Genomic DNA, 14,081 nt, shown 5'->3' with positions numbered 1-14,081 from the left:
GGCCTTTGCAGACGGTAACCTGGCAAAGGCCGGACGTTTCCACCGATTGGGGGGAAAGGCTATGCTGTCCAGTGCCTTCACCTCGGCAGGAGATTAAGCGCCCCGGAGGAACGCGCCTGCTGTCTGCGGCAAAGAGCCTTTTGGTTGGCTGAAGCAGGGCTGATTATAGATGGCCACCGGGGCGGAGTCAAGGCAAAAATCAATCGGGGGTGCTGGCGGCGGCTGGCAGCGTTACGCGCAGGTGGCTGTGACCTTCCCCCCGATTTTTCGGTTCTTCCGCCTTGCGTTCGCTCCTGACCGGCCTCCCATCCGCTGTCATTCAGGCTATTCTCCAGCTCCAGTGTCCCCGTACAGGTAAACGGCACCGCCTGGTGGTGAGGCCGCTTTAGCGCCTTTGTTTGGCCTTGAGCCGATATGGTTGGTCCATCGCCTCGCCTGGCCAAATAGCCAGGCGACCGGCGGCATTCTCTCCGCAATCCGGGCGGGCGTGGTATCATCGTCGGCTGTTGCGCCTGCCCACCGCCGGGGAGTTCCGCCCGCGATGACCGTCCTCAGTGTTGCTTACAATGTGATCAGCCCGATCTTCATCATTGTCTTACTTTCGGCGCTGACCACGCGCTATTTTCCGCTGGAACCGCGCACCGTCTCCACCATGATCGTCTATCTGTTTTCGCCGCTGCTGGTGCTGGGATCGATGGCCAATACCACCCTGCTGCCGGAGGAACTGGTGCAAATTTTCGGAGTGATGCTGGGGCTGACGGTGATGATGTCGGCGCTGGGCTTTGGGCTGGCGCGGCTGCTGGGCTATGACCGGCGGCTGGAAAGCGCCTTTGTGATGACCATCGTCCTGATCAACGCCGGCAACTACGGCATCCCGCTCAACGAGTTCGCCTTTGGCCGTCCGGGGATGGAGCGGGCGACCGTCTACTATGTGGCCTCGGCGGTGATCGCCAATACCTACGGCGTCTTTCTGGCCTCGCGGGGGACGGCTTCCGCCCGCCAAGCCCTGCTCAATGTGTTCAAGCTGCCGATGGTCTACTGCCTGGTCATCGGCCTGGCGCTGAACTTCACCGGGACGAAGCTACCGCTGCCGTTGCAGCGGGTGACCGACCTGCTGGGCAGCGCGGCAGTGCCGGGGATGCTGGTACTGCTGGGGATGCAACTGGCGCGGGCCTCGCTGCGGGGCCAGATCAGGCCCATCCTGTTCTCCGCCGGGATGCGGCTGGTTATCTCCCCGCTGGTGGCCGCCGGGCTGGCGCTCGCCCTCGGAATCAGCGGCCTGACGCGGGACGTCGTGATCGTGGAATCGGCCATGCCTACCGCCGTGATGACCAGTGCACTGGCGATTCAGTTCGACGCCGATGGCGATTTTGTGGCGGCGTCCATCCTGCTCAGCACGGTCGCCAGCATCGCCACGCTCAGCCTGTTGCTGGCTCTGCTGGGCGTCTCCTAGGCCGGGAGTAGATCACGACTGCGATCGGCGCGCCCTGACCCGCCGCCGGGCCGCCCGGACCACGCGCAAGAAATGGCGCAGGTGGTGCAGCGGGCGGATGTGGCTCTTTTCCCCGGCGTAAATGGTGCGAATGGGCACCCAGGCCAGCTGGTAGCCTTCCGTCACGCAGACGGTGATCATCTCCACCTCAAACTCAAAGCCCTGTTCGGCGCTGTTCAGCACGGCCTCCATCAGGCGGCGGGAGATCAGGCGGTAGCCGGACTGGTTATCCGGGATGTGCTGGCCGAGCGCCCAGGAAAACAGCAGCGTCCCCAGCGTATTGGAGACACGGCGCACCAGCGGCATCCCGGCGAAGTCCCGCCTGCCGATGATCAGGTCGGCCCCGCCCTGCGCGTAGGCTTCCAGAAAGCGCGGGATTTCATCCGGGGCGTGCTGCCCATCGGCGTCCAGCGTGATCACGGCCTCGTAGCCTTCCTTCAGGGCGTGGCGGAACCCGGCCCGCAGGGCGGCGCCCTTGCCCTGGTTGGGGACCTGCCGCAGCACGGTCGCCCCGGCAGCCTCCGCCAGCGCCGCCGTGCTATCGCTGGAGCCATCATCGACAACCAGCACAGGGATGTGCTGCCGCGCCCCGGCGACAACCGGCGCGATGCGTTCCTGTTCGTTATAGGCGGGGATCACCGCCAGAATGTGTTGCATAGGCTAGACCCAGTCCTCGTAGGTTTCCTCAATTTCCTGGCGCAGGCGCAAAAAGCTGCGGTAACGCTGCAGGGCGATCTCGCCGCGGCGAACCGCCGCGCGGACGGCGCAGCCCGGCTCGTGGGTGTGGGTGCAATCCGGGAATTTGCAGTCGGCCACATAAGGCGCGATATCCACGAAGTAGGCTTCCAGCTCGTGCGGCTCGACATCCCAGATGCCGATGGCGCGGATGCCGGGCGTGTCGGCCACATAACCACCGCCGTCCAGCTTGAACAGTTCCCGGTGGACGGTGGTATGGCGACCCTTGGCGGTGGCCTGGCTGACCTCGCTGACGCGCAGCCCCAGCCCTGGCTGGATGGCGTTGAGCAGGCTGGTCTTGCCCACGCCGGACGGTCCGGCCAGGATGGAGATCTGGCCGGTCAGCAGATCGCGCAGGGCGTCCACACCCTGGCCGGTGACGGTGCTGGTGTACAGGACGGGATAGCCCAGCCGTTCATACAGGTCAAAGATCGCCCGCGCATCCTCCGGGGACGGCAACAGGTCGATCTTGTTGCAGACGATGTGAATATGGGGGATGCGGCCCTTTTCTGCCGCCACGATCAGGCGGTCAAGAGCGCGGGGATTAGGCGCTGGCTCAGCGGCAGCCAGGATGAAGACCGCCTGATCGGCGTTGGCGATCAGCACCTGCTGGCGGCCCTGTAGCTCGGCTGACCGGCCCCCGGCGTGATCAGCGCGGGAAAGCACGCGATCGCGCGGATGAACCCGTTCGATCACCCCGGTGCCATCCGGGCCGGGCGTGATCGTCACCCGGTCACCAATGGTGCACAGGTCGCCCGGTTCGTCTTCTTCCTTGCGGATACGGCGGTTGGCCTCTTCCTTGAGCCGGCCCCGCAACTGGCAGACAAACAGGCCCTGCGCCGTTTCTACCGTAAAGAAACCACTCTGTTGTTTGATGACCAGCCCTTCCAGAGTCGTCACATGTTTGTTCCTCCTGGCTTCTCAGTATCCTGAATCGGGCGCGCCTGCCTAGAGCAGCGTGTCAGCGTCAGCGTTTTCGGCAAAGGCGACGCCTTCAATGAAGCCGCGTGCTCGTTCGACATACGGGTAACGGGCCAGCGCCGCCCAGAAATCCGGACTGTGATCGGGGTGAAGGCGGTGGGTGAGTTCGTGGGCGATGACGTAATCGATCACATACTGCGGCCAGGCGCGGATGCGGGCGCTGATGCGAATGTCGCCATCGGTGCTGCCGCCGGTAGTACAACTCCCCAGCCGCCGTTCCATATTGTCGACCCAGCGGATGGTATGCCAGGTCAGTTCGCCGCCGAAGTAGCGGCGGTTGATCGCCTCGGCGCGCTTCTGCAGGTCGGTATCCTGGCGGCGGCGGGCGCGGGCGCGCTGCTTGAGCACACGGGCGATGATGCCATCTGTGATACGCGCCAGTTCGGCGGGGCGGGCATGGCGCGGAGCGCGAATCTCAATCGCCCCATTGTGGGCGCTCCAGCGTACGTTGCGGCGCAACCGATCGTCGTAACGCACCGTGACGCGCAGTCGATCCCCGCCATCGACGATCTCGCGCTCAAACAGAATCATGCCCTGGCCTCCATCCGCCGGTCAGTGGCCGGGAGGCGCGATAGCACTCCCCGGCGTGGCGCAAGGGTGATTATAACAGAATCGACCGGCAGGCGGCGGCGCAGCCCCGGCAGTGATCAGCAGGAAAAGAAGCCGGGAGGCCGATCCACTGCCCATTTTCTATTCTCTGTTCCCCACTCCTGCTAGCGTGTCGGGGCAAAGTGCGGGGCAGGCCAGCGTTTGGGGTTGCCGACCAGCGCCTGCCCCCGGCCATCGCGCACGGTCAGCCGCCAGTCCACCGTCGGGCAGGAATCGCTGTCCTCGAAGGTATCCGGGTTGAGCACCAGCAGGTACGTGTAGGGGTAGGGCATGGTGTTCAGCGTGGCACGCTGGCCCAGCGTGTACACATGCGCCTCCGCCATCTTGGGGATGATTCCCACGCCGACCAGCCGGAGGCTGGGCGGGTAGATTTCGAAGGTATAGATGCCCGGTTGGGTGACCAGTACATAGTCCACGCCAAGTGGCTGGACACCCGACTGACGCGGCCTGACCTCGCCGGGGCCTTCCACCAGGCTTTCCACCCGCACGCGGGCATTGAAGTTTTCTGCCAGGGCGTAGTCGCGCAACAGGTTGCGGATGGCGAAACGCTGGATGATCTGCTGGGGCGTGGTGCCCAGCTCTTCCGCCAGCGCGTAGAAGCTGGCCATGCCTTCGTGGTCGACGATCAGCTCCCACAGGCGCTGCACCGCCCGCCGCCCGTAATCCCTGGCCAGCGAATCGATCAACAGCCATTCGGCGTAGATGCGCATATCATACTGGCCTCCCGCGGGCGTGCTACCCACGCACAGGTCGGGCGTGGCGAAGAGATCGCCCACATAGGGAGAAGCATCTTCTTCTTCCGGAAAGACCTGGGTCTCCATCCAGGTTGCCGTGGCCTCATAGTACCATTGGCCGCCGATATCGTTCAGATCGTAGCCGAACTGGATGGCGTGGTGAAATTCATGGGCCAACGTCGCCCGCATCAAGGCCAGGGCGTCCGGATCATTGTCGAAGTCGTTTTCGATGGCCAGGTAGCTGTAGGAGGCCCAGCCTTCCGGGGCGCTGGTGGCGGGGTTATCGCCCAGGAGCGCCTGCGGTTCGGTATAGCCCAGCATGGTGCCGTCAGCCAGAGTGTCGATCAGGTACACGTCGTAGCGCGTATCGCCGCCTTCGCCGCAATCGGCGGGCGGGGCAGGCCAGCCGAACTCGTTGATCTCCCGCTTCCAGACCGAATCGATGATGGCCGCGACCGCCGCCGCATACTCGGTGGTGACCGCGTCAGCCCCGCTACGGGTGTAGTGCAGGATAAAGAAGCGCGTCTCCAGAGTCTCCTCCGGGCCGCTGAGTTGCGGGCGCTCCTCCAGCACCGAGCAATCGGTGAAGTTGATGCCCATGCCGTTCAGGGGGATGGCCGAACGGGCAGCGGTCCCGCCCTCAACGGCGAAAGGAGCGCCGGTCGGTGTGCCCCGTCCGTCGAGGATAGCCGGTTCGTCCAGGCCGATCAGCAGGCGAAAGCTGCCGGTGGTGGTTTCATCGTAGCGGGTGACGGCGAGCTGGTAGTCGCCAGCCTCGGTAATGGTGTAGCTGAGCGCAGCGTTGTAGTTGCCGCCACTGTCATCGTCCTCGCGCAGCACTTGGGCGAAGCTGGAGGTGCCCAGCCCCAGGTAAGTGTCCAGACCGCCGGAAGTTGCCTGGGCATAGGCATACAGGGTGTGGCCGGCGGGCAAACCGCGCAGGTTGTACAGCACCACTTCGGCGTTGTCATTCACGCTGCCGATGAAGACCTGTACGCGCGGTGTCCCCACCTGGGCCTGGATCGGCCCGGCAGCCGCCAGCAGCGCCGCCAGCAGCGCCGCCAAACTCGCCAGATTCCGCTTCATGGTGTCACTCCCCTGTTTCCGGCGGCCGCCAATCCCCCCCCTGGCCTCATTATAGGCTGATTCCCGGCAGATGCGGGAATACGGCGTGGATGTCTGGCGGGTGCGATTGACCTCCAAAACCCCGGCGCTCCTTATTGCTGAGGAGCGCCGGGCATTCGGGGAATTTGGGGGTGTGGTCTTACCGGGATTGTGGGGGGCCACCAATCCCGCGCCACAATCTAACCATACTGCCAGTGGCAATGGCGTGCTTGACGCCTGCCATGCGTCATCCTTGCGCTTGGCTGACGCCTGGCTTGCATGGCTGGCAGGATGACTGTTGCAGTCAAAAACAAGTATATTTCAAGAAGACTTTTCTTTTTTTATCGTGGCAGCGGCACCACTGCCGCGCAGTGCGGCTGCTGCCGCCGGTAGGATCGGGCTAAATCTTGTTGCGGAAGATCAGGCCAAAGCCGCGCCGGGTGACAATGTACTCGTGCGTTGGGTCGGCCTCAGCCAGGCGCTTGCGCAGGCGGCTGACCAGCGCGTCAAGCGTCTGATCGCTGATCGGCTCCTGGCCGCCCCAGACTTCCTGGCGGATTTCCTCACGGGTGACCACCGCGCCTGCCCGCTCGACCAGCAGGCGCAACAATGCAAACTGCCCCGGACTGAGCGGCGGGTCCAGCCGCCGCCCGTCGATGCTGACCGCCGCCAGGGCATCATCGAGCACCAGCCCCGGGATCGGCGCATCAACCAGCGGGATCGTCGCCGTCGAGGCCGGATCGTCAAACTCGATCTGGCACTCCCCCCCCAGATTGATCACATCGCCGGAGCGCAGGCGGCGTGGTTTGTGCGGTTCGATGCGCTGGCGGTTGACATAGGTGCCATTGGTGCTGCCCAGATCGGTGATAGTCACCTGCTCATGCGTGAAATCCAGCCGGGCGTGCAGCCGGGAGACGCCGCTTTCATCCAGCACCAGGTCACAGTCGCGGGCGCGGCCAATGGTGAAGGGAAAGTCGCTCAGGGTCACCCGCCGGGTGCGCCGGACGTCCTGGCGGATGGTGAAATACGGTTCGTGGCGGGGTGATGGTTCGCTCACAGGCACTTTGCCCTGTTGATGCCCCGCGCCGGAAAGGCGCACAGATCGCGGCATGGAGCGCTTGCTCCATGATAATCCATTAGCGGCAGGCTGGCGATTCTGCCTGCCGTTATCAGTATCTGCCTATCAGCCGGTGGAGGGGCAATAGTTCCCCGGTACCGGCCTCAGGTGGGCGACAGCGTGTTGTCTAGTCCTGAACTCCCAACCGTTCTTCCAGCTCGCGCATGGCGCTGAGCAGCAGTTCCTGGCGCAGGCTGGCGGTTACATCCCCCCGTGTGCGTTCCAGCACAGCCCGGAGCTGATCGACGCGGTGGCGCAGGCCGCCGGTGATCGCGTCCGGATAGCCGAAGCTGAACAGCACGTCATAGATGGTGTCCATCACGTCCAGTAGCCGCCGGGCCTCGTCCATCTCGCCGTCGCGCAGCAGGTTGAGGACATGCCGCCGCAGCTCGGAGGCGGCCTCAGCCAGCCCGTTGAGGTAGGTGCTGCTTAGCACGCCCAGCGCTTCCGGCGTGGGCAGGTCGGCGTCACCGCGCACCAGAGCGCGGGTGATCATGGCCTCGACGTATTCCTTAAAGGCGTCCTGGGTGTAGCCAGTATGCTCCAGCACGGGGTATTCGGCCACAAAAGCCCGCAATTCATCCGCTGCCGCCTGGAGCGCCTGCGCCTGCTCATCGACGGCATTCCACTGGCGGCGCAGCACCGTGCGGATCATCTCCGCGCACAGGCGGACCAGTTCACGGGTGTGGTTGAGCACGGCGTCACGGCGGGCGTTCATGGCCTCGAATTCGGCATGAATGGCGGCGGCGATGGCATCCAGGTTATTCATGGCCGCTATCCCCGCTCGTTTCTTCGGGCGTCGCCCCACCGATCGGGCGGGTGACGCTGAACAGCTGATCGGCTAGCGACGGCGGGGTTTTGATCTCGCCGTAAGCGGCCTCGTACTTGGCCAGACTCTCGCCGAGCGCCTTGTGCAACAGCTTGGCATTGGTCGGGCTGAGAATCAGGCGCGTCTGGACACGGGTCTTGAACACACCGGGCAGCACCTGAGCGAAATCCAGGATGACCTCAGAGAGCGAATGGGTGATCATCGCCAGATTCATGTACTGGCCTGGCAGGTCAGCGGGCACTTCGACTTTGATCTGGGCGCGGCGCAGCGGCTGATGAGCGGACTCGTTAGCCGGGCCATCACGCGGGATTCGGTCGGTCATCGGGCCATCCTAGAACGGAATATCCTGCAGGTCTTCCGGGGCAGAGGTATTGTATTCGCCTTCGCCGGGGGTGTAAGCGGCTCCGCCTTCTTCGCGGCGACCCAAGAACTTGACATCGCGGGCGGTCAGTTCCAGCGTGGCCCTGGCGTTGCCTTCGCCGTCGATCCAGGCGGAAGCGTCGACCTCGCCGGTGACCAGCACCTGGCGGCCTTTGCTCACATACTGGTTGACCGTCTCGGCCAGTTTGTTCCAGCAGGTCACGCGGAACCAGGTAGTCTTTTCGCGTTGCTCGTTGCTGGTGCGGTCAGTCCAGCGGCGGCTGACAGCCACCGAAAAGTCGCAAACCGCCTGCCCGCTGGGCGTATAGCGCAGCTCAGGGTCGCGGCCCACATTGCCCACAATCACCGTATACTGGTACATACGCTTCTCCTTCTCGCACGCGCCGGGCTACAGCCCCTAGTATACACCCCGGCGGGGTAATTCCTTCCACACAGCGTTACAGCGGTATTATAGCACATCCGTTCCATTCTGGCACGATCGGATTACCTGCTGATCGGCCTGCCTGAGCCGCCGTCAGGGCAGGCATCCGGCGAAGAAAGCCAGCACGCGGGCATCGTAGGCCGCCGGATCGCGGCGGCAGGCGTCGCGGTGACCCGCCCCGGCTACCAGCCATAACTCCCCGTGCGAGGCCAGCGCAGCCAGGCGGCGCGCCCCGGCGACGGTGTTGAACGGGTCTTCCACGCCGTGAATGAACAGCACAGGCATGGGACACGCCCGGCCCAGCGCAGGGGATCGGCCCGCGGAATCCACACCCCGGCCCGCAGGGAGGCCGCCAGCAAGATCGCCCGCGCCGGCAGGATCATCAGCGCCGGGGGGATACCCTTTATCCGCCCCAGCCCGGCGATGGCGTCGGCGATGCGCCCGATCGCGCCATCGGCCACCACCGCCCGGATACGTCCATCCAGGGCTGCCGCGATCAGCGCCACCCCTGCCCCCATGCTGAAGCCGAGTAGCCCGACGCGGGTGATCCCATGGGTGGTTTGCAGCCAGTCAAGCGCAGCCAGCACGTCCAGGTATTCCCGCGCGCCAAAGGTGACGGCATGCCCGCCGCTGTGGCCATGCGCCCGCAGATCGAACATCAGGACGTGCCAGCCAGCCTTTGCCAGCCGGGCAGCCGTGGCCGTGTCCCCATCCATGCTGCCATTGTGGCCGTGGACGATCACGATTGTCCGGCTGGATGGCTGCGGCGGCTGAATCCACCAGCCGCGCAGGAGCGTGCCATCCTGCGCGGTGAACTCGACCGCTTCATAGGCCAGTCCGTAGGCGGAGGGGAGATCGGGGCGATCCGGAACACGCCGGCGCAGCAGGATGGTGCTGGCCCGCCAGAGGCCCACGCCCGCGATCAGGATCGCTGCCTTCCCCAGGGATCGCAGCATGGCGCTATTCCGCCGGCTCGTCCTCGATGAAGCGCACCTCAAACATACTGGGCCAGTGTTTGCCGGTCAGCAGGAAGGTTTCGCTTTCCGGCAGGTAGACAATGCCGTTGAGCACCTCGCCAGATTGCAGCGCTGCCCGCTGTTCGGAATCCAGCAGGTCGGCGGCATTGATCAGGGCGACCACATTGCCGTTGGTTTTATCGATCTGGACGATGTAATCGAGCGTGTAAATATTGGCGTACAGGTAGTCGCCGACGCATTCCAACTCATTAAGGCTCTCGACCGGCTGGCCCTGGTAAGTCACCAGGCCGCGATCGATCACCTCGAAGGTCTGCGGGTCGCGCAAGGTGATGAAGGCGCTGCCATTGCTCATGTAGAGGTACTGGCCGTCGTAGCAGAGGCCCCAGCCTTCGCCCTCGTAGGTGTAACTGCCCACCTGCTCAAAGGTATTCAGGTCGTAGACGAAGGCGGTGCCTTCCTTCCAGGTCAGCTGGATCAGGCGGTCATCGACGAGCGCCAGCCCTTCGGCGAAATACGCTTCATCGATTGGAACGCTGCGGATGACCTCGCCAGTCTGTGGATTCACCTCACGCAGGGTGGATTCGCCGTACTGCCCTGCGCTCTCATAGAGGGAGCCGTCATGGAGCAGCAGGCCCTGCGTGTAGGCGGTCGGGTCATGCGGGCGCACGCCCAGCACTTCCGGGCGCAGACGGGCCGGCTGGAAGCCTTCCTCAACCGGCGCGGGGCCATCTTCGCGGCCCCAGTTCAGGCTAAAGGGGTCAAAAGCCTCCAGGACAGGGCTGAAGACCTCCTCAAACAGGGCGTCGCGCTCGGCCTCCGGGGCCAGCATCCCCACCACGTAAGTGCCCAGCGGGTTGTCGATGCTGGCCAGCGCCAGGTCCATAACCAGCGGCCCCAGCTGCGATGCCTCTACATTCAGGCGGTACAGTTCCCAGGTCAGCGCGGCGGTTTCCAGCGTGGTGGAGTCTTCCGGCAGGGCGGAAGCGCCAACCTGCTGGGCGAGCACGGTGGCCACCATATCGCGGGGGAAGCCCAGCGCGGACTGTTGCATCAGCAGCACGGCGTCTTCGGCGCTGCTCATGCGGCGGTAGGTCCCCGCGCCGACGCGTGTCCAGCCGTCCGGGGCAAGGCCACTGAAGCCCATGTTGTGATCGGTAAAAGGGGTGAAGGTGACAACCTCTCCACCCTGGGCCAGCGCCGGGCTGGCGGGCAGGGCGAGCAGGAGAGCCAGGCACAGGGCGATCCACAGCACAAAACGGTTCATGTTGGTCTGATCCCATCTCCAGGCAACAACGCGTTGCCGTGCGCCCGCCCTAAGGCCGGCGGGCAATGCCGATCTGGTTGACGCCCAGGCTCAACGGGGTGAGCGTCGTCCGGGTAATCACCTGCAGGAAAGCCGGAAAGCCAAACAGTCCGAACTGCACAGCCCTGGGGATGACTGGCAGGTAGGGCACATCCCACAGGCCATCGCCAAAGTGACGCAGCATCCGGAAGCCCGCCGCCTGGCACCAGGCCCGCCACTGCGCCGGCGGCTGGCAGTTGATATGGGTCGGGTCCTTGCCGATGGCATCCGTCGCCGGGTCCTTGAAGCGGCGCAGGCTGTAGCCGGGGTTGGGCGTGGCAAAGAACCACAGGCCGCCCGGCTGCAGCAGGCGGTACACCTCGCGGATGGTGCGGGCCGGGTCGGGCAGGTGCTCGACGACATGCAGCGCCACCACGACATGGAACGCGCCGTCAGAGAAGCCGCTCAGGTCATCGGCGCTTTGCACCAGGGCGCGGGCGCGCGGCGCGTTGCGCTGCGTCTGGGCGACCGTCCAGGCGTCCAGGTCGATGCCAGTGCAGGTGAAGTCATCCTGCAGCAATCCCAGCAGATGGCCCAACCCGCTGCCCAGCTCCAGCAGAGTGCGTTCCGGCCCGCCGGGCGGCGCAAAGCGGCGCACCAGCGCGGCGTAGTAGCGCCGGGCGAACCAGTACATGCTGAAGCGGCCCAGCGGGCGGTCAGCGTAGTTGTAACGCTCGAAGTACTTCTGGCCGTACTCATCCAGCGGTACGGGCGGCGATGCGGGCGTGGGTGAAAGTGGTGGCCGGTCGTTCATGGCGGGGATTATACCGCTTTTGGCAGCCAGAAAGCAGGCAGCAAGTAGAGGGTTCGATTCGTGGCAGCGACAGGAGGTTGTGCTGCCCGGAGCAAGCCATGGCTGCCCACCGGTCAGTCACCGGCTCGCTGATAACGTTTGCCTGCCTCCTTCAAAAGCATCCCGTTACGACAGGCAGACCGGGGTTGGGTTGCAGCCTTGCCCGCCTTGCGGCCTCCGGGTCTCCCGGCCTCGTTTTCATGGCTCTGCTCTCTGGCCTCCTGCCTCTTTTTTCGCTGCCCGCGCCATGTATAATCGGCCCCTGGATTTTCGCCGTCCTATCCTGTCCGGGAAGACTCATGACTCAACCACCCTACGACCGCCAGATCGCCGCCCGGCTGGGCGTCCAGCCGGAGCAGGTCGCCGCAACCATCGCCCTGCTCGACGAAGGCAACACCGTGCCCTTCATCGCCCGCTACCGCAAGGAAGTCACCGGCGGGTTGCAGGACGAGACGATCCAGAAGCTCACCGGCCTGCTGGAACGGTTGCGTGCCCTGGATGAGCGCCGCGCCGCCATCATCAAGTCCATTGAAGAGCAGGGCAAGATGACCCCGGCGCTGCTCAAGGACCTCGAAGCGGCGGAGACGCTGGCCGCGCTGGAAGACCTCTACGCGCCCTACCGCCCCAAGCGCCGCACACGGGCCACCATCGCCCGCGAGAAGGGGCTGCAGGGGCTGGCCGACCTGATCCTGGCGCAGCCGCACAGCCCGCAATCCGCCGGGGAACTGGCCGCCTCTTTTCTCAATGATGAGGTGCCGACCGTTGAGGAGGCGCTGGCCGGGGCGCGGGACATCGTGGCGGAGGCGATCAGCGAGAGCGCACAGGTGCGCGGCGAGCTACGCGCCCGCACTCAGACCTATGGCCGGGCGCAGGCTGCCCGGATCGAGGGCGCGGAAGACCCCAAACGTACCTATGAAACCTACTACGAATTTGAGTACCGTATCGGGCGTCTGCGCCCTTACCAGGTGCTGGCCATCAACCGTGGCGAGGCGGAAAAAGTGCTGCGCGTGCACATCGCCATCGATGAGCGTGACTGGCAGGAGGCAGTCGCCCTGCTCGTCAGGCCCGACCGGCGTTCCCCCCTGGCGGAGCAGTTGCTGGCCGCCGCCGATGACGCCGCCCGCCGCCTGCTGATCCCGGCCATCGAGCGTGATGTACGCCGTCTGCTGACCGAACAGGCGGAAGAACATGCCATTCAGGTCTTTGCCACTAACCTGGGCAACCTGCTCAGCCAGCCGCCGCTGGCCGGGCATGTGGTGCTGGGCATCGATCCGGCCTACCGCACCGGGTGCAAGATCGCCGTCGTTGATCCCACCGGCAAGGTGATCGACACGGCCACGATCTACCCGCACGAGCCGCAACGCCGCTGGCGGGAGGCCGCCGCCGAACTGCTCCGCCTGATCCAGCGTCACGGCGTCACCCTGGTTGCCATTGGCAACGGCACCGCCTCCCGCGAGACCGAGCAACTGGTCGCGGAGATCACCCGCCAGCTGGAGGGGGTGCATTACCTGCTGGTCAGCGAGGCGGGGGCGAGCGTCTACAGTGCCAGCGCCCTGGCCCGCGAGGAATTGCCCGACCTGGATGTGACCCTGCGCGGCGCGGTTTCCATTGCCCGGCGCGCCCAGGATCCGCTGGCCGAGCTGGTTAAGATCGACCCGAAGGCCATCGGCGTGGGCATGTACCAGCACGATGTGGATCAAAAGCGGCTGGCCGCCGCGCTGGACGCTGAAGTGGAGAAGATCGTCAACCGGGTCGGCGTGGACGTCAACACGGCGTCGGCGGCGTTGCTGCGCTATGTGGCCGGCATCGGGCCGAAACTGGCGGCGAATATCGTCGCCTACCGCGAGGAGCATGGCCCCTTCACCAGCCGGGCTGAGCTGCGCAAAGTGCCGGGTCTGGGGCCAAAGGCCTACCAGCAGGCGGCGGGCTTCCTGCGCATCCGCGGCGGGCGCAACCCGCTGGACGCCAGCGCCATCCACCCGGAGAGTTACGCGGTGGCGGAAGCTGTGCTGAAGGCAGCGGGCGTGACCATCGCTACGCCGCCCGCCACCAGGGAAGCCGCGCTCAGGACATTGCTGCAACAGCGCCCCCTGGGCGCCCTGGCGGAAGCGCTGGGAGTCGGCGTGCCGACCCTGACCGACATCTTTGAGCAACTCATCCGCCCTGGCCGCGACCCGCGCGAAGACCTGCCCACGCCGATCCTGCGCAGCGATGTGCTGCGCATGGAGGATCTGCAAGCCGGGATGATCATGCAGGGGACAGTGCGCAACGTGGTCGACTTTGGCGCCTTTGTGGATATCGGCGTCAAGCAGGACGGCCTGCTGCACACCAGCCGGATACCGAAGGATGTGCTGCTCGCCGTGGGCGATGTGATTGCCGTTGAAATCCTGAGCGTCGACCTGGAACGCGGGCGGATCAGCCTGGGCTGGGCAGGATAACCACCCCTGAGCGCAGTCGCGCCATAGCACGGACGGCCTCCCGGCCACCTCTCTTGCCATCTGCCGCAAGCGGGATGCTCCCGGCTATGCTATGATCCGGGCAAAGGTTACGGCGACAACAGGACTGA

General features: G+C 65.2%; 12 protein-coding genes and 1 pseudogene. 1 reads left to right on the top strand and 12 read right to left on the bottom strand.

Translation table 11 applies throughout. From position 1 onward, the window contains the following. Positions 1-743: 743 nt before the first annotated feature. The 12 genes and pseudogenes from HPY64_13170 to HPY64_13115 all read right to left on the bottom strand — a co-directional run bounded on the left by HPY64_13170 (position 744) and on the right by HPY64_13115 (position 11,476). Positions 744-836, bottom strand: a pseudogene (locus tag HPY64_13170) (acetyl-CoA carboxylase biotin carboxyl carrier protein). Between the two features lie 629 nt (positions 837-1,465). Next, entirely contained in the window at positions 1,466-2,149 is a 684-nt protein-coding gene (locus HPY64_13165) for a glycosyltransferase family 2 protein (GenBank protein ID NPV68086.1), read from the bottom strand. Positions 2,150-2,152: 3 nt separating this feature from the next. After that, on the bottom strand, positions 2,153-3,118 hold the full coding sequence (gene rsgA, locus HPY64_13160) for a ribosome small subunit-dependent GTPase A (protein NPV68085.1): 966 nt from the start codon (positions 3,116-3,118) through the stop codon (positions 2,153-2,155). A gap of 57 nt (positions 3,119-3,175) precedes the next feature. Further along, positions 3,176-3,739 (bottom strand): M48 family metallopeptidase, encoded by a 564-nt coding sequence (locus HPY64_13155; GenBank protein NPV68084.1) that lies wholly within the window; start codon positions 3,737-3,739, stop codon positions 3,176-3,178. A gap of 182 nt (positions 3,740-3,921) precedes the next feature. Continuing rightward, positions 3,922-5,637 (bottom strand): hypothetical protein, encoded by a 1,716-nt coding sequence (locus HPY64_13150; GenBank protein ID NPV68083.1) that lies wholly within the window; start codon positions 5,635-5,637, stop codon positions 3,922-3,924. A gap of 418 nt (positions 5,638-6,055) precedes the next feature. Further along, the gene (locus tag HPY64_13145; protein ID NPV68082.1) at positions 6,056-6,766 is read right to left on the bottom strand and encodes an FHA domain-containing protein; all 711 of its coding nucleotides are present in this window, start codon (positions 6,764-6,766) and stop codon (positions 6,056-6,058) included. A gap of 133 nt (positions 6,767-6,899) precedes the next feature. Next, a complete protein-coding gene (locus tag HPY64_13140) occupies positions 6,900-7,541 on the bottom strand; it encodes a haloacid dehalogenase (protein ID NPV68081.1) in 642 nt (213 codons plus the stop codon). Further along, entirely contained in the window at positions 7,534-7,923 is a 390-nt protein-coding gene (locus HPY64_13135) for a DUF3467 domain-containing protein (protein ID NPV68080.1), read from the bottom strand. The genes HPY64_13140 and HPY64_13135 overlap by 8 nt, the downstream gene beginning before the upstream one ends. 9 nt (positions 7,924-7,932) lie before the next feature. After that, a complete protein-coding gene (gene ssb, locus HPY64_13130; GenBank protein NPV68079.1) occupies positions 7,933-8,343 on the bottom strand; it encodes a single-stranded DNA-binding protein in 411 nt (136 codons plus the stop codon). Positions 8,344-8,585: 242 nt separating this feature from the next. After that, complete coding sequence (locus tag HPY64_13125; GenBank protein ID NPV68078.1) at positions 8,586-9,359, bottom strand: alpha/beta fold hydrolase; 774 nt, start codon at positions 9,357-9,359, stop codon at positions 8,586-8,588. Between the two features lie 4 nt (positions 9,360-9,363). Beyond that, complete coding sequence (locus HPY64_13120; protein ID NPV68077.1) at positions 9,364-10,209, bottom strand: glutaminyl-peptide cyclotransferase; 846 nt, start codon at positions 10,207-10,209, stop codon at positions 9,364-9,366. A gap of 484 nt (positions 10,210-10,693) precedes the next feature. Then, positions 10,694-11,476 carry a class I SAM-dependent methyltransferase gene (locus HPY64_13115; GenBank protein NPV68076.1) on the bottom strand — a complete coding sequence of 261 codons (783 nt, stop codon included), beginning with the start codon at positions 11,474-11,476 and terminating at the stop codon, positions 10,694-10,696. A 338-nt stretch (positions 11,477-11,814) separates the two neighbouring features. On the opposite strand from HPY64_13115, the gene HPY64_13110 reads away from it, so the two are divergent. Continuing rightward, positions 11,815-13,953, top strand: coding sequence for an RNA-binding transcriptional accessory protein (locus HPY64_13110; GenBank protein ID NPV68075.1), 2,139 nt, complete (start codon positions 11,815-11,817; stop codon positions 13,951-13,953). The last annotated feature ends 128 nt before the right edge of the window (positions 13,954-14,081 follow it).

The organism is Anaerolineae bacterium (assembly GCA_013178165.1).
Classification (GTDB): domain Bacteria; phylum Chloroflexota; class Anaerolineae; order Aggregatilineales; family Ch27; genus Ch27.
This window is presented reverse-complemented; position numbering and strand designations above follow the sequence as displayed.

Coding starts and splice junctions, on each gene's coding strand:
- HPY64_13165 (NPV68086.1), bottom strand. CDS start 2,149: ATGCAACACATTCTGGCGGTGATCCCCGCCTATAACGAACAGGAACGC.
- HPY64_13155 (NPV68084.1), bottom strand. CDS start 3,739: ATGATTCTGTTTGAGCGCGAGATCGTCGATGGCGGGGATCGACTGCGC.
- HPY64_13150 (NPV68083.1), bottom strand. CDS start 5,637: ATGAAGCGGAATCTGGCGAGTTTGGCGGCGCTGCTGGCGGCGCTGCTG.
- HPY64_13145 (NPV68082.1), bottom strand. CDS start 6,766: ATGCCGCGATCTGTGCGCCTTTCCGGCGCGGGGCATCAACAGGGCAAA.
- HPY64_13140 (NPV68081.1), bottom strand. CDS start 7,541: ATGAATAACCTGGATGCCATCGCCGCCGCCATTCATGCCGAATTCGAG.
- HPY64_13135 (NPV68080.1), bottom strand. CDS start 7,923: ATGACCGACCGAATCCCGCGTGATGGCCCGGCTAACGAGTCCGCTCAT.
- ssb (NPV68079.1), bottom strand. CDS start 8,343: ATGTACCAGTATACGGTGATTGTGGGCAATGTGGGCCGCGACCCTGAG.
- HPY64_13125 (NPV68078.1), bottom strand. CDS start 9,359: ATGCTGCGATCCCTGGGGAAGGCAGCGATCCTGATCGCGGGCGTGGGC.
- HPY64_13120 (NPV68077.1), bottom strand. CDS start 10,209: ATGCTGGCCCCGGAGGCCGAGCGCGACGCCCTGTTTGAGGAGGTCTTC.
- HPY64_13115 (NPV68076.1), bottom strand. CDS start 11,476: ATGAACGACCGGCCACCACTTTCACCCACGCCCGCATCGCCGCCCGTA.
- HPY64_13110 (NPV68075.1), top strand. CDS start 11,815: ATGACTCAACCACCCTACGACCGCCAGATCGCCGCCCGGCTGGGCGTC.